General features: G+C 69.2%; 8 protein-coding genes. 2 read left to right on the forward strand and 6 right to left on the reverse strand.

Annotation, left to right across the window (positions count from 1 at the left end; genetic code table 11):
- Positions 1–4: 4 nt before the first annotated feature.
- The 5 genes from ACIBJH_RS22575 to ACIBJH_RS22595 all read right to left on the reverse strand — a co-directional run bounded on the left by ACIBJH_RS22575 (position 5) and on the right by ACIBJH_RS22595 (position 3,979).
- Complete coding sequence (locus tag ACIBJH_RS22575) at positions 5–754, reverse strand: SDR family oxidoreductase (RefSeq protein WP_399118641.1); 750 nt, start codon at positions 752–754, stop codon at positions 5–7.
- Positions 755–849: 95 nt separating this feature from the next.
- Positions 850–1,692, reverse strand: a complete 843-nt coding sequence (locus ACIBJH_RS22580) for a DUF4253 domain-containing protein (RefSeq protein ID WP_399118642.1) — start codon at positions 1,690–1,692, stop codon at positions 850–852.
- A gap of 154 nt (positions 1,693–1,846) precedes the next feature.
- Positions 1,847–2,917 (reverse strand): hypothetical protein, encoded by a 1,071-nt coding sequence (locus ACIBJH_RS22585; protein ID WP_399118643.1) that lies wholly within the window; start codon positions 2,915–2,917, stop codon positions 1,847–1,849.
- A 13-nt stretch (positions 2,918–2,930) separates the two neighbouring features.
- Positions 2,931–3,170 carry a DUF397 domain-containing protein gene (locus ACIBJH_RS22590; RefSeq protein ID WP_399118644.1) on the reverse strand — a complete coding sequence of 80 codons (240 nt, stop codon included), beginning with the start codon at positions 3,168–3,170 and terminating at the stop codon, positions 2,931–2,933.
- Positions 3,170–3,979, reverse strand: coding sequence for a Scr1 family TA system antitoxin-like transcriptional regulator (locus tag ACIBJH_RS22595; RefSeq protein ID WP_399118645.1), 810 nt, complete (start codon positions 3,977–3,979; stop codon positions 3,170–3,172). The genes ACIBJH_RS22590 and ACIBJH_RS22595 overlap by 1 nt, the downstream gene beginning before the upstream one ends.
- A 98-nt stretch (positions 3,980–4,077) precedes the next feature.
- On the opposite strand from ACIBJH_RS22595, the gene ACIBJH_RS22600 reads away from it, so the two are divergent.
- On the forward strand, positions 4,078–4,554 hold the full coding sequence (locus ACIBJH_RS22600; protein ID WP_399118646.1) for an ATP-binding protein: 477 nt from the start codon (positions 4,078–4,080) through the stop codon (positions 4,552–4,554).
- Here the strand turns inward: ACIBJH_RS22600 and ACIBJH_RS22605 are convergent.
- Positions 4,506–7,976 carry an FG-GAP-like repeat-containing protein gene (locus ACIBJH_RS22605; RefSeq protein ID WP_399118647.1) on the reverse strand — a complete coding sequence of 1,157 codons (3,471 nt, stop codon included), beginning with the start codon at positions 7,974–7,976 and terminating at the stop codon, positions 4,506–4,508. The two genes, ACIBJH_RS22600 and ACIBJH_RS22605, sit on opposite strands and share 49 nt — an antisense overlap.
- 491 nt (positions 7,977–8,467) lie before the next feature.
- Here ACIBJH_RS22605 and ACIBJH_RS22610 point away from each other — a divergent pair, with 491 nt between their 5' ends.
- Positions 8,468–16,021, forward strand: a complete 7,554-nt coding sequence (locus ACIBJH_RS22610; RefSeq protein ID WP_399118648.1) for a ricin-type beta-trefoil lectin domain protein — start codon at positions 8,468–8,470, stop codon at positions 16,019–16,021.
- Positions 16,022–16,029: the final 8 nt, after the last annotated feature.

The following is a 16,029-nucleotide window of genomic DNA, read 5'->3' on the forward strand; positions in this document are numbered from 1 at the left end:
GCGGTCACCGGGGCAGCAGCTGCTGGCCGCCGTCGATGTCGTAGGTCGCGCCCGTCAGGGCTTCGTTGCGCATGATGTGGACGGCCAGGGCGGCGACGTCCGCCGGGCCGACGACCCGGCCGATGGGGAGCGAGGCACGCAGCTCCTCCCGCCGGGCGTCGAGCCGGTCGCCCAGGAGCGAGGCCGACAGCGGGGTGTCGACGAAGCCAGGGGCGATGACGTTGACGCGGACCGGGGCCAGTTCGAGGGCCAGGTTCGCGGTGAGGGCGGGGAGGGCGGCGGTCATCGCGGCGATGACGGACATGCCGACGCCGGAGCGGCGACCGCCCGTGCCGCCGATGAACAACAGCGTGCCGCCTGCCCGGACGCGCTCCCTGCCGTACTTGGCGATCCCGAGCACCATGGCGAGGCGTTCACCGAAGTACCGGCCGGTCTCCGCCAGGTCCAGGTCGGCCAGCGGCCCGTACGAGGGCCCGCCGACGGTGGACAGGACGTGGTCGACCGGGCCGGGCAGTTCGTCGAAGAACTCCCGGAGCCGGTCCGTGTCGAAGGCGTCGAGGATCGCGGTGCTCAGCGGCCCGACCTCCGCAGCGGCTCGCTCCAGCCGCTGCGGATCGCGCGCGGCCATGACGACCTGGCCACCGGCGGCGCGGACCTGGCGCGCGGTTTCGAGCCCGATGCCCGAGCTGGCGCCGATCACGACGACGGTCCGACCGGCCAGCTCCTGCGGCCGGGCCGGGGCACTTCCGCTCATCACAGCCAGCCTCCGGTGGGCGACAAAAGGGACGGGCCTCCCGAACGTATCCCGGGCCGCCGGGCCCCACCACCGGAGTGCGGCGACGGCTCAGGTCAGTCCCACCAGAAGGACCACACCGGCCGGTTGAGCACCTCCTGCCGGGCGTACGCGCGCAGCGTCTCGTGCTCGCCCTGGGTGATGTTGTCGGGGCAGAAGGCGAAGTGCTCGGCGGCCACGGCCTCGGCCTGCTCCTGGGTCGTCGGCGGGGCCGCCACCGACAGCACCAGCTGGTTCCACGCGAGGCCCACGACGCGGATGCCGAAGCGGTCCTCCCAGGAGCGCAGGACGGCACAGAGCCGGGCCACGTCCTCTTCGTAGGTGAGCGGGCCGGTCCAGCCGATCGCCGCCGGTATGTCCGCGCTGCGGCGGGCCGGTACCAGCGCGAGGCGCGGCTCCTTGAGCAGCGACTCGCCCTCCGCGAGGGAGTCGGCGGTCTCGGCGGCGCGGGCGTCGGGGTCGGCGTCCGGCTCCGTGGCGGGCGCGAGCCCCGGCCACTCGGCGCCGTACGGCGCGATCGTCTCGTCTTCCGCCGTCTCCGGGGCGAGTTCGTCCGCCGCCTCCGGCACCAGCTCTTCCCAGAGCTCCTCCAGCACCTCTTCGGCGTCGTGGTCCCCGGGATACGACGCCTCGTCGGGCAGGAGCTGCCATTGTTCGGGGCTGCCCTGTTCGCCGTCCCCGTCCAGCAGCACGGGGAGCAGTCCGGCGGCCCGGCGCGCGGGCTGGAGCGCGGCCCAGTCACCGGGCTTCGCCGGATCGTCCGCGCGCCACAACAACGGTTCGTCCGACGGGCCTTCGGCCGTCGTATCGATCAGTCTCCCGGGAGGGAGCTCAAGCCCGAGCGAGCTGCCGCTCGGGTCGGCCGCCAGCTTCGGCAGCGGATTGGGAAGAGTCGCCATGCCGGAGACTTTAGAGGCGGCCACTGACAGTCTGGACCGGCCCTTCGCCGAAGCCCTCCCGGAGGGGACCTGCTCCGCAGAAGTGTGACGCTTTGGCCGCGGAGTGTCACACTTTGGCGGCTTGGGGGTCTGTCGGGCGGGGTGGCTTCCGGGGTCAGCTTTCGAAGGCCGGATACCCGGGCAGCGGGGCCACCTCCCACCCTCCGGCGACCTCACCCACCAACAACCGCATCGTCTCCGCGAACGCCGGGAACTCCTCCAGCGTGCTCGCCATCTCCCAGCGGTGCCGCAGTACTTGACGCCTGGTCGGGACCGGACGCCGGGTCCGGTGCAGCGGTTCGTCCTTCGCGGTGCGGGGCAGCATCCGTACCGTCGCGTCCACCGTCCAGACCGCCACGGCCTGCCGCATGCCGGCCTGCCACACCTCGTCATCGGCCAGTTCCGGGTACACCCCGAGGACCTCCGCGCGATACGTCCGCTCGATCTCCGCGGCCATCCCGGCGGGCAAGGTGAAGACGCACCAGCAACTGGAGAACGGCATCCGGCAGTACGCGGCCGTCAGGAACACCGACTGGTAGCAGGCCGCCTCGAAGTCGAGCAGCCGCAGCCCCTGTGCGGTGAGCAGGTTGTTGTCGGGACAGGTGTCACCGGGGGTGAAGGCCGGATACGTCTCCCCACCCGCCGTCCCGACCCGGGCCAACTCCCCGGCCAGGCCTGCCGGAACCGCGATTCCGGCGCTGCCGAGCAGCACGAGCAGTTCAGCGGCCCGCCGCGCGATCCAGGGCTCGTCGCCCCACGACAACATGCCCTTGTCGTACCGGGACCACAGCCGTGCGAGATCGGCACGCCGGTCCACCGACGCGGCGGCCAGCCGCCCGAGCCCCCGGGCCCAGGCCAGCAATCCGCTCTCCGCGGCCACCGGATCACTCCCGAGCAGAACGTCCGCCAGAGTGGGCGCGCTCCCCAGGTCCGCCATGACCAGCAGCGGAACCTCGGGGTCGACACCCAGAACCTCGGGACCGGCGATCCCCAGAGACAGCCCGGCGGCCTCGGCCGTGAAGCCCCGCAGGGACTCCGGCTCCTTGCTGAACGCCTTGACGATCACACTGCCGCCACCGGCCGTCTCACACCGCAACACGGTGCTGCGCGAACTGCCACCCAGGTCGACCGGGCGGGACAACTCGACATCCAACAGTTCCCCGGCGGCACGCAGGATCGACTCCACCCCGCCCCGCCGACTAACGGCTTGTGGTGAACGCGGCCCAGGCGGAAGGGGCGAGTTGGAGAGTGGGCCCGCTGTCGTCCGGGTTCTTGGAGTCGCGGATGTGGATGGTGTGGGGGCAGGTGGCGACCTCGACGCACTGGCCGCCCTCGCTGCTGCTGTAGCTCGACTTCCGCCAGGTGTAGGCGACTTCGAGGCAGGCGCCGCCTTCCTCGCTGCTGTAAGTCGACTTGAACCACTGAAGTGCGCTGCTCATTACTCTCCCAGCAGACGTTCCAGCAGGCTTCTTGAGTCCTCGATGGTGAGGGCCTGCGTCCGCAGCATTGCATATTTACGGGTCAGGATGGACACCTCGTCGGGGTCGGAGACCCATTGGCTGCCGCGCTGGGATTCGGTGTAGGCGAGGTGCTGGTGGTCCGGCGTTTCCAGGAGGATGAAGGAGCCAGCGGCCCCTGCGTGGGATGTCCGGTTCAGCGGATGGATCTGCAGGGTCAGGCCTGGGAGTTCGGAGTACTCATGCAGAGCACGGAGTTGGGCGCGGTGCGTCTCCTTGCCGCCGTTGGGCCACAGCAGCGCGGGCTCCCAGATGACGAAGCTCATCGTCGGCGGGATCCTGCGCTGCAAGATCTCCTGGCGGCTGATACGGCCCGCCAACTTCGTCTCCAACTCGTCCTCGTCGTACGCCGGAAGACGACTGCTCAGCAGCGCGCGGGCGTACTCCTCGGTCTGGAGCAGGCCGGGGACGACCAGCGCGTCGTACCAGGACAGGGAGATGGCCTCGCGCTCATGGAGCATGTACTCCTCGGCGAACAACGGGAATTGGTCGATGTCCGGCAGATTGTCGACCCCCGCCGCCAGCGTGCCCTTCGTGTCGAGGATCAGATCCAACGTCTTGGCCAGCGACAGCATCAGCCGTCGCCTGCCCTGCTCGATGGACGCGATGGTCTCCTCGTCGACCATGGCCCGTTCGGCGAGCTGACGTTGCGTCAGTCCGGCTGCCATCCGGGCCGCTTTGACCTGTGAGCCCAGTAGCCGCATCGTCGAGCGGTTCTTCTTGGAGTTCATGCTGTGGTGCTCCCCACATCCACCCGTTTCGGACCCCGCACCGACCCGTACTCCGCCCGTACAAAAACAGATCCGGGTCTCACGCCCTGTCAACAGTAGTGACGCTCAGCAACTCTTGTCCCGTGAACCCGAGTGAGAAGTTCTTCCGGCGTGAACGCCGGTCCGTTCCCGCCGCCAGGCGCTTCACGCACGCGTTCCTCGCCGAGTGCGGACTCGCCGAGTCCGAGCGCGGCGGTGATGTGCTGCTGTGCGTCAGCGAGTTGGCGACCAACGCGCTGGTGCACGGGGTGCCGCCGGGACGGCAGTTCCGGGTGTTCCTGCGCTACGACGGCCGGGTGTTGCGGGTCGAGGTGCACGACAGCGGCGGCGGCGTCCCGCACGTGGACGAGGCCGACGACGGCGACGAGGGCGGACGCGGGCTGCTGCTCGTCGCCGCCCTCGCCGACAAGTGGGGCGTGGGGGAAAGGGACTTGGGCAAGGTGGTGTGGGCGGAGTTCGGGTGCGAGGACGGTGCCTGCCCCGCCGGTCAGCCGAACGCCAGCTTGCCCGTCCAGTTGCCGATCACCGTCGTATAGGCGCCCACCGTCGTCTTGCCGCCGGCGTAGAGGCGGACGCTGCCGTCGCTCATATGGGCCCACAGGTCGGGGATCGCGTCGCCGGTGACGTCCGGGATCGCGAAGAAGCGGGGCACGCTGGTGGAGCTCCAGCCGCTGGCCGCGTACTCGCCGTCGCCGCCGTCCGCGCTCGCCGCCGCGGTGGCGAGGGAGAGGAGGTCGACGCCGTTGCCCGCGGCGTTGGGCTTGCCCTTGCGCAGCAGCATGCGGCCGGACTCCGAGCGGTAGACCATGTCCGGGATGCCGTCGCCGCTGATGTCCGCGACGGTGACGAGGTCACGGTCCGGCCAGGCGGTGCCGGTGTTCAGCAGCGTGGCGTCGGAGAAGGAGCCGCCGGTGTATCCGGTGAACGCCCAGTACTGGGTGCCGGAGGTCATGAAGAGGTCGGGCTTTCCGTCACCGGTGACGTCCCCCACGGCCAGGATCTGGTCGAACGCGGACGGGGCCGGGACCGTGACGTTCGCCCCGTTGACGTCCGTACCCGTGGTGGGCAGCAGGATCGGCATCCGGGCGCAGGTGTTGAAGCCGCCGAAGCCGTCGCCCGGGTAGACATAGAGCGTGCCGTCGTTCATGCGGGCGACCAGGTCCTGGAGGCCGTCGCCGGGGTAGTAGTCGCCCCCGTGCGTGATGAGGGCGTCTTTCCAGTCCACGGCGGAGGTCGTGCAACCGTCGGCGTAGGCGGTGTTCTTGTTGGTCTCGGCGTAGGACGGGTTCATGCCGACGAACAGGTCGCCTTTGGTACCGGAGGGGTAGTTGCGCAGGTCGTAGTGGGTGACGCCGTCGTCGTCAGTGGACGTGATGATGGTCAGCAGGTCCGGCTTGTCGTCACCGGTGAGGTCGGCCGTGGCCTCGTCGCGGTCCTTGGGGCTGACGAAGATCTTGTACGCGTTCGCGGTCACCGACTCGTTGCCGGCCGCGTCGACGGCCTTGACGTAGAGGATCGCGGGTCCGGCGAGCGGCGGGGTGACGGAGACGACCGACGTGGTGGAGGTACCGGTGATCACGGTGCCCGCCTTGGTGGTGCAGCTGTTCAGGTCGGTGAGCTTGGTCGACCTGTCGTACGCCGTGGTGTTCCAGCTGTACGCGTACGAAGTGACCTTCTCCGCCCCCGCGTTGGAGAACTTCATGCAGCCGGACTGGCCGAAGGTGGCCTTGGACCACTGGTCCTCACCGCTGTCGTTGTCGTCGTCCGCCTCGTCGAAGTCGGCGGAACCAACCGTCGGGGTCTTCGGGGCGACCGTGTCGAGTTTGAAGTAGCAGCTGTAACTGGTCGGGGACTGCGCGGGATAGTCGTCCTTGACGTACATGTTCCAGTGGTAGGTGCCGTCCTTGAGGCCGCCGCTGTCGAAGAGGACGCTCGCCGTGGTCTTGCCGGAGGCGTTCGCCTCGCGGTTGTAGTACGTGCCCGTCGTGTCGTTCTTCAGGTACAGGTGCACGATGTCCAGGTCGTCCTTGCCGTCCGGGTCGGAGACCGACGCGGAGAAGGTGATCTGGTCGTTGGCGCCGATGGTGACGTAGGGCGCGGTGGTGGTGCACTTGCCCGGGCTCATCTTGAGCTTGGCCGGCTTGTTCGGCGTGGTGTTGAAAGTGACGTCGACGTTCGGGCCCGCGTTGTCGTTCGTGGCCTGGAACTTCTTCCAGGCGTACTGGTCGTCCTCGTTGCTCGCCTGGATGCCAAGCGTCCAGTGGTTCAGGCTGTTGTCGGCCGCGTACTTGGCGGCCTCCTTCACGTTGAAGGTCGTGTTCCCGGCCGCACAGCTCTTCTTGTAGCCCTTGGCGTACGACTTGGTGTCCTGGCGGGTCGTCCAGCCGGGCTGGTTGTTCCAGCTGGTTTTCTTGTCGATGTCACCGGTGCGCCAGACCTCGACGTCCTTCTTGGTGCAGGACCAGGAGTACGTCTCCTTCATGTTGAGCGTGGCCTCCTTGATGGAGGTCGTGCGCACCGCGTTCGGCCACGCCATCGTGAAGAAGGAACGGCTGGAGCCGAAGGTGTCCGACTCGTAGCCGGCGCGGGCCTCGTTGGTGCCCTTGTTGAAGCCGCGCCCGTTGAAGAACGTGGCGGTGGCCCAGCTACCGCGCTTGTAGGCGGTGGTCCAGTTGCCCGCGTCGGTGTTGGTGCTGGGGTCGATGAAGACCGGGTACGTGGTGCCCGGACCGGTCAGCAGATCCTGGTCCGGGGTGATCGTGATCGTGCCATCGGCGGCCAGCTTCGGGTCCGTGCGGGCGGAGTGGGTGCCGGGCTGGGGACCGCTCAGGCCCGGGAACTCACCGTCGATGGCGGTGGTTTCGGGGGTGACCACGGAGTCCTCGTCGCCCGCGGGCTGGGTTGCCACGGGGTCGGCCGAGGCCGCCGTGGGGCTCGCGGTGGCGTCGCCGTCGGTCTCGGTGGTGGCGGTGGGCGCGGCGGACGCCGTACCGAAGTCGGTGTCGGCGTTCTGGTCGTCGGCGCCGCGTTCGCGGGCGGCGTCGTCGGAGTCCGCGGGCTCCGGTGCCTCGCTCGCGGTGTCCGTGGCGGTCGGGGTCGGGTCGGGGTCGTCCGGGCCGCCGTCCCCGTGGGTGAGGTTGTCGGTGGCGGCCTCCTTGCCGGCCGAGTCCCACATCAGGAGGGTCGGGGTGGCCGCCACGTCGTTGCCGCCGGCGTCGTAGGCGTGGATGGAGCCGCTGCGCGAGTCCAGCTTCATCGTCAGGTCCGGCGAGGTCAGGCCGTACGAGATGGTCTTCAGCGCCGGATTCGCCGCCGCCTGGGCCGACTTGACGACCAGGACCTCGGAGAAGCCGCCGTCGTTCGCCGCGAGGACGAGGTCGACGCCGGGCAGTACCTCGCGGTACAGGGCCTCGTTGCTCTCGACCTCGGGGGCCGGGAGGGTACCGGGCCAGGTGAGGTTGATCGTGTGGCCGGCGGTGGTGAGGGTGACGAGCGTGGTGGTGTCGGCCGCGGTCTCCGTGGCCGCGTTCGCGCGGTACGCCGCCGGACGCACGTAACTCGCCTTGTTCGCCGTCGACTTGTGCTTGCTGCCCCCGGAGAACACCACCGGCGTCGTTGTCGCCCTCGTGGTCCAGTTCCCGTCGGCCCTGCGGCGCAGCGTCGGGTCGACGGCCCGCCAGGTGCCGCCGACCTTGGCGCGCACCGGTGAGACATGGATGCGGGTGGTCAGTGTGCGGTCGGGGTTGGCCCAGGTGGTGGTGGTCGCGGTGCGGGCCGTGACGATCTCGACGCGCTTGCCGGAACTCCTGGCCAGGGCGCGGGCCTCGGTCTCCGTGCGGGGGTGGGGTTTCGTGTCGCCGCTCTTCGCCGCGGAGCCGCCGGAGTCGTGGTCGGGGAGCAGCACCCAGGCGGTCCCGGCGGCCAGGATCAGCGCCAACAGGCCTGCGAGCAGGCGCATATGACGTGGGCTTAGCCTGTTCGGCCAAGAAGCGGAGGACACCGAACCGTTTCCCCTCTGACGGTGGCGACATGACGTCGACGACATGACGTGGCCGCATGCGGACGACCCTCCGCCCGCTCACCCGGTGGTCGATGCCGGGGGTGTGGGGAGGACGTGCAGATCATGGAGCGCCGGTGTGCGCCGGGCAAGCCCCTTTCGACCGGGTGTGGTCGGCGGAACGTCCCCTTCCGGGTGCAACGCCCGTTATTTCGCCCGGAGTTGGGCTGTCTTGTCATGCTCTGGTCAGTGATCAACCCCACATAAAGTCAAATGATCTAGCGCCGATGGCAAAGGGCGGCCAATAATCCGGGCTGTTTTCCTTCTCTGTTTCTCCATCGCGTCTTCACGGCCGGGGTGACCGCCGGCCGGGCTCACCGGGGGGTCCTTCCGTGTTCCGTCGCTCACGTCCGAGCGCGCATCCGCGCCGCAGAGCCTGGCGTCGCAGAGCCGTGCCCGGTGTCGTCCTGCTGCTGTCCCTCGTGCTGTCGGTCGGGGCACTGGAGGGCCAGGCCTTCGCCGAGCCCCCGCCGGACGACGACGTCGCCGCGATGGTGGACGTGCCCGCCACCGACCCGGTCGACGGCGCCGACCAGTCCCTGTCCGGGTACACCCGGCAGTACGCGATCGACGCCGCGCAGGACGACACCGACCCCCCGGACGGCAGCACCGCGATACCGGCCACCGGTCCCGACGGCACCGCCGACATCACCCCGGAGAAGCTGGCCGCCGCCACCGACGGGCTGGTCCAGGTGGACGGCGGAGTCCCGGTGAAGATCGGCGCCGCCTCCGACGACACGACCCAACAGCCCGTCGGCACCTGGGCAGTTGATGTCCTGAGCCAGACGGACACGGCCGCCGCCGGAGTCAACGGCCTGCTCATGCAGGTGACCACCAGCGACACCACCCCGGCCCCGGCCCGCCTCCAGGTCGACTACACCGACTTCAAGAACTACTTCGGCGCCCAGTGGTCCGACCGGCTCCAACTGGTCCGCTACCCGGAGTGCTTCCTCACCGACCCGGACAACGAGGAGTGCGCCACCCCGGAGCCGCTGGACAACTCGGCCGACCTGCGCGCCGACACCACGACCACGGACGCCGACGGCAACGAGACCACCGACCTGGGCGCCACCAAGGTCGAGGCCACCCTCGACCTGTCCACCCCGATGGACGCCGACACCACGACCGGCACCACCAGCGCCGACGCAACGGCCGCCCTGGACAAGGGAAGTGTGCAGTCGGCCGTTTACCACGGCTCCGCCGCGAAGGCCGTCACCGCCGCCGCGTCCTCCGGAGCCGGCGGCGTCCTCGGCGTGACCGACTCCGGCAACGGCGCCGGCGGCTCCTTCCGGGCCACCCCCCTTTCCTCGGCGGGCAGTTGGGCCGCCGGATCGTCCTCGGGCGGCTTCGCGTACACGTACGCCCTCGACACCCCGCCGGTCTCCGCGGGCCCCACGCCCAGCATCGCGTTCTCGTACAACTCCCAGGCGGTGGACGGCAAGACGTCCACCGCCAACCCGCAGACCTCCTGGATCGGCGAGGGCTGGTCCTACGACACCGGGCACATCGAGCGCTCGTACCGGGGCTGCGGCCAGGACCAGGACGGCGACGACGCCAACAACAAGGGCAAGAAAAAGAAGACCGGCGACCTGTGCTGGGCCACCCAGAACGCGGTGATGACCCTCGGCGGGACCACCGTCGAACTGGTCCGGGACGACACCAGCGGCGAGTGGCACCCGAGTTCCGACGACGGCACGAAGATCGAGCACAAGACGGGTGCCGACAACGGCGACGGCGGCGACACCGACGACAAGGGCGAGTACTGGATCGCCACCACCCGTGACGGCACCAAGTACTACTTCGGCCTGGACAAGGTCGGCAACGGCCACGCCGACACCGACTCCGTCTCCACCGTCCCCGTCTTCGGCAACGACCCGAAGGAACCGTGCCACGCGGACGCCTTCAAGGACTCCTCCTGCACCCAGGCCTGGTCCTGGCAGCTCGACGAGGTCGTCGACCTGCACGGCAACGCCATGGTGATCACGTACCAGCAGGAGGACAACTACTACGCCAAGAACAAGTCGACCAAGAAGAACGTCAAGTACCAGCGCGGCTCCTACCCGCTGACCATCGAGTACGGCCTGAACAAGGACAGCCTCGGCGCGGTCCCCGCGGCCAAGGTGCAGTTCCGGACCGACGAGCGCTGCCTCGCCGCGTCGGCCAGCAAGTGCGACGCCGACAACTTCACGTCGAGCGACCCGGAGAAGTACCGCGTCTGGTACGACACCCCGGCCACCCTCAACTGCAAGTCGGACACCGCCAAGCAGTGCCCGACGTTCCCCTCCTTCTGGACCCGCAAGCGCCTGGAGAAGGTCGTCACCTGGGCGCACCGGGACAGCACCAGCACCCTCTACCCCATCGACGAGTGGACCCTCACCCACGCCTTCGAGTCCGGCTGGTACCAGACCTCCCCGGGCCTGTGGCTCTCCACCGTCCAGCGCGGCGCCTACGACACCGACACCACCGACGCGGACGACGCCCCGGGCCAGACCCTGCCGGCCGTCGTCTTCGACGGCACCGCCCTGCCCAACCGGGTCCGCGCCAACAGCGACGACATCGAGCTGACGTACTGGCACCCGCGCATCACTGGGATCACGGACGAGAACGGCAAGAAGACGGTCGTCGACTACAACAAGGGCTGTACCTACGCCCCGGCGACCACCGACATCGCCGACAACACGGCCGCCTGCTACCCGGTGCACTGGTCGCCCGACGAGAGCCTCGACAACCCGCCGCTGGCCTGGTTCAACAAGTACACCGTCGCCAAGGTCACCGAGCAGGACACGGTCGTCACCACGACTGCGCTCGCTTCACCCGACGTAGTCACGACGTACGAGTACGGGGGCGGCGGCTACTGGGCCAAGTCCGACGCCGAGTTCACCAAGCCCTCCCAGCGCACCCACAGCGACTGGCGCGGCTACGCCTCCGTCACCACCCGAGTCGGCGACCCCGACGGCCCCGCGGCCACCCGCTCGAAGACGACCACCTACTACCTGCGCGGCTCCGGCACGACCCTCAAGGACGACACCGGCACCACCCTCTCCGCCGACGACGCCGCCGAGAACGCGGGCCAGGCCGCCGAGACCGTCACCTACGTCTCCAGCGAGGCCGCGGCGGCAGCCCACAGCAGGGTCATCACCCTGCCCGGCACCAGCACGGTCACCGCCACCCGCAAGCGCACCGGCGACAGCGACCTCGTGGCGAGGCGGTCGTACGTCAAACGCGTCGACGACCTGACCGCCTACAACGGCAAGTGGCGCGGCACCCGCACCACCACGGCGATGGACGACGACGGCCTGCCGAAGCTCAGCGAGGTCTCGACGGTCACCCTGGCGAGCCCCGGCGACACCACCCCCACGGTCGGCGACAGGACCTGCACCCTCACCACGTTCGACAACAGGACGTCCACGAACCTCTACGGCCTGCCCAAGCGGGTGCTGACCACCGCGACCGACTGCGACGACGTGTCGAGCGCGGCCACCGCCGCGGTCAGCTCCGACGTCACCACCGGCTACAACGACGCCGGCGACGCCACCAGCGAGAAGTCCCTCAACGGTGAGGGCACCGGCACGATCACCGGCTCCCTCACCGAGTACGACGTCTTCGGCCGCGCCATCAAGGTCACCGACGCCGCGAAGAGCATCACGAGGACCGTCTACAACCCCGGCAGCAGCCCGTACGTCATCACCGGCACCACCATCACCAACGCCAAGTCGCAGGCGACGATCACCACGATCGACCCGGCCCGCGGCCTGACCACGGTCACCACCGACCCCAACGGCAACAAGACCCGCTACGAGTACGACCTCCTCGGCCGCCTGGTCAAGGGCTGGCAGCCCGGCGACGCCGACGACCTGCCCTCCACCCAGATCAGCTACGCGCTGGGCACCCGCACCCCGACCCGGGTCATCACCAAGAGCCTGAAGGACAACGGGAGTTACACCCAGTCCGTCACCTTCTACGACGGCATGGGCCGCACCGTGCAGACCCAGGCACCGGACGCCACCGGCCTAGGCCGCCTGGTCACCTCGGTCCGCTACGACGACCACGGCGCCCCCGTCCGCACCGACAACGGCTACTACGTCCTCGGCCTGCCGGCCACCACGCCGTACATCCCCACCAGCCAGCAGTCGATCCCCAACTCGACGAGGGCGACCTACGACGGCCTCGGCCGCCCGCTCACCTCGACGACCCTGCACCACAACGCGGACTTCGCGACCGCCACCACCACCTACAGCGACACCGACGCCTCCGCCACCGTCGTCCCGCCCACCGGCGCCACCGCCACGAAGACCATCGGCGACGCGCTGGGCCGCGCGGTCAAGTCGATCACCTACACCAACGCCGACCGCAGCGCGAACACCTACACCGAGACCACCTACGACGCGCTCGGCAACCGCACCCAGGTCAAGGACAAGTCGGGCCACCTCTGGACCTGGACATACGACTCCCGGCACCGCGTGCGCCTCAGCACCGACCCGGACTCCGGCACCAGCCAGGCCTGGTACGACGACGCCGACCACGTCATCCAGACCAAGGACGCCACCGGCAGGATCCTGCACTACGGCTACGACCCGCTCGGCCGCAAGAGCACCCTCACCATCGGCTCCGACACGTTCCCGACCGACGAGTGGACCTACGACACTGCCACCAAGGGCATCGGCCTGCCCGCCAAGTCCATCCGCCACACCGTGCCCGGTTCCACCACCGGTGACATCGTCAGCGAGGCCACCGGCTACACCGAGGACGGGCAGCCGACCGGAAAGACGGTCACCGTCCCGGCGGTCAGCGGCTCCACGAACAACCTCTCGGGCTCGTACCACTGGTCGTACACCTACACCCGTACCGGCAAGCCGCTCACGACGACCCTGCCGGCCACCCCCGGCGGCATGACCACGGCCGAGAAGGTCGTCACCCGCTACAACAGCCAGGACCTGCCGGTCTCCACCTCCGGCTGGGACTGGTACACCACCGGCGCCGTCTACAACCCGTACGGCCAGATCACCCGCTCCACCAGCGGCAAGAACCCCTACCGGGTGTGGACGAGCGCCCTGTACGACGACTCCACCGGCCTCCTCCTCCACTCCTACGCGGCCACCCAGACGGCGAACGGCCTGGTCTCCCAGTCCGCCTACGCCTACGACCAGGCGGGCAACACCAGCCTGGTGGCGACGGGTTCGACCTCCGGGACGACCACGACCTGGGACAACCAGTGCTTCACGTACGACGCGCGCGGCCAGCTGGTGGAGGCCTGGACCGGGGCGACGGCGAAGACCTGCACGGACTCGTCGGGCACCACCTGGAAGGCGACCGACTCGTCGGCGACGGCATCGGGCGGCCCGGGGACCACCCCGTCCACCTCGACCATCGCCACGGGCACGGCGGCGTACGGCTCCCTCCCGTACTGGCAGTCGTACCGCTACGACGACCTCGGCAACCGCTCCACGCTCACCGACCACAGCACCCAGCGCACCTCCACCGGCGCCCTCAACACCGCACTGGACGGCTCCACTTCGTACGTCTACGGGGACACCGGCAAACCCGACACCCTCACCGGCTGGACGCAGAAGACGGTCACCGCGGCCGACTCCGGCACGAAGACCGTCACCGAGGCGAACTCGGCGGTCTTCGACGACTCCGGCCGCACCCAGACCCGCACCATCAACGGCGACACGCAGTCCTTCGTGTACGACGGTGAGGGTCTGCTGAAGTCCGTCTCCGGGTTCGGCGCCGGCTCCGGCGCGATCACCGGGCCCGGCGGGCTGTGCATGGACGACTCCGGCGGGCACACCACCGACGGCAACGTCATCCAGATCTACACCTGCAACGGCACCGCCGGACAGAAGTTCAGCGCCAACGGCGGCAAGCTGACGGTCCTGGGCAAGTGCGCCACGGCATCGGGCACGACGACCGGCTCGACGATCACGCTGAAGACGTGCGTACCGGACGCGACGACCCAGTCCTTCGTTCTCCGCACGGACGGCACCTTCTACAACACGACCTCCAAGCTCTGCCTGAACGTGGCGAGCGCCACCGTCAGCGCCGACCTGACCCTGGCCGCGTGCACGGCGAGCGCCGACACCCAGAAGTTCACCCTCGCCGCGAGCACGTCGTACCTCTACGACGCCGACGGCAACCGCATCTCCAAGACCACCGGCGGCTGGACCACCCTTTACCTCGGCGAGACCGAGGTCATGGGCTCCCAGACCACCACCGCCGCCAGGGCGATGCGCAGCTACAGCCAGGCCGGCGCCCCCACCGTCGTCCGCTACACCTCCAGCGCCACCAGCACCCACACCCTGGTCGCCCAGGTCACCAACCCGCAGGGCACGGCCACCGTCCAGATCAAACTGGCCTCCGGAATGGCGGTCCAGACCCGGTCCTACGACGCCTGGGGCAGCCTGCGCGGCGACCTGGAGACGTCACTGACGGGCTGGGCGGGCTCCCGCGCGTACATCGGCGGCGACGACGAGTCGAGCACGGGCCTGATCCACCTGGGCGCACGTGACTACGACCCGGTGACGGGCCGCTTCACGTCACTGGACCCGGTGGCGGACTTCTCCGACCTGCTCCAACTCGGCGGCTACGCCTACGCGGACAACAGTCCGGTGACCAAGGAAGACCCCAACGGCCAGTTCTGGGGCTGGTCCCAGGTCAAGCACGCGGCCTGGTCCGCGACCAAGACGGTCGCGCACGTGGCGTACGAGTACTCGGGCCTCGCCGACATCGTCGGCTGCGCCACCAACCCGACGCTCGGCGGCTGCTTGATGGCGGCGGCGACCATCATCATCACCGTCGCGACCTTCGGCGAGGGCGGAGTCGCCCTGGCCGCGGCACGCGGCGGAATGCGCTTCGGCGGCGGAGTACTGGCGCGAGGCGCGGAACAGGCGGCGGTGAAGACGGCCGAGAAGACGGTCGCCAAGACCGCGGCCAAGGCCGTCGAGAAGAAGGTCGTGAAGACGGCCGAGGAGAAGGCCGCCAAGGCCACGGAGAAATCCGCCGCGAAGGCGTCGGAGAAGACGGCGGCGAAGACGGGCGAGAAGGACGCCGGCAAGGCGTCGGACGCGGGCGAGGACGCGGTCGAGTCGGGCACCAAGTGCAACAGCTTCACGCCGAACACGCGGGTGCTGCTGGCGAACGGCAAGACCAAGGCGATCAAGGACCTCCGGCCCGGCGACAAGGTGAGGTCGACGGACCCGGTCCTCGGTGATCTGGTCTCCCGGACGGTCACCGCCACCATCCAGGGCCACGGCACCAAGCACCTGGTCCGCCTCACCCTGGCCAACGGCAAGTCGATCACCGCGACGGACGGCCACCCGATCTGGCTCCCGAAACTGCACCGTTGGGCGAAGGCGAGCGAACTCCGCCCGGGCGACTGGCTCCGGACATCGGCCGGGACGGACATCCAGGTCAGCGGGGTACGGGCGTGGACCCAAACGGCGACGGTGAACAACCTGACCGTCTCCGGGACGCATACGTACTATGCGCTGGCGGGGGCTACGCCGATCTTGGTTCACAACTGCACCGACGGCGAGACATTTCCGAATCTGGAGCCGGAGAACAAGACGGTCGATCTTGCCGAAGCGGAGGCCGCGGGAGTGGCCCCCACAACACCTGGAACCGCGGAATTCGATTCGTACATCGCCAATCCCACGGGAGAAGTGAAGTGGGGGGTTCTGCCCGACGGATCACTGAGGGTCGTTCCGACGGAGGCCGCTGACGGTACCGAGATATTCCATTCCGTGCTCAACGGTGCCACTTCGGGTGCGGGCGACTTCCTGCACGCTGCGGGAACCGCGGAGATCGAGAAGACGGCCAGCGGATATATCGGCAGAGTGATAACGAACTACAGCGGGCATTATCAACCGACCGAAGAATCGGTCCATATCGGGATCGACGCATTCAAGAGGTTTGGTATTATCTTCGGGGAAGTCAGCACCATATAGAGATGAGT

The sequence above is a fragment of the Streptomyces sp. NPDC050548 genome (assembly GCF_044457385.1).
Taxonomy (GTDB): Bacteria; Actinomycetota; Actinomycetes; order Streptomycetales; family Streptomycetaceae; genus Streptomyces.

Excerpts from the sequence above, each read along its gene's own strand:
- ACIBJH_RS22575 (WP_399118641.1), bottom strand. The coding sequence starts at position 754 with ATGAGCGGAAGTGCCCCGGCCCGGCCGCAGGAGCTGGCCGGTCGGACC.
- ACIBJH_RS22590 (WP_399118644.1), bottom strand. The coding sequence starts at position 3,170 with ATGAGCAGCGCACTTCAGTGGTTCAAGTCGACTTACAGCAGCGAGGAA.
- ACIBJH_RS22580 (WP_399118642.1), bottom strand. The coding sequence starts at position 1,692 with ATGGCGACTCTTCCCAATCCGCTGCCGAAGCTGGCGGCCGACCCGAGC.
- ACIBJH_RS22595 (WP_399118645.1), bottom strand. The coding sequence starts at position 3,979 with ATGAACTCCAAGAAGAACCGCTCGACGATGCGGCTACTGGGCTCACAG.
- ACIBJH_RS22605 (WP_399118647.1), bottom strand. The coding sequence starts at position 7,976 with ATGCGCCTGCTCGCAGGCCTGTTGGCGCTGATCCTGGCCGCCGGGACC.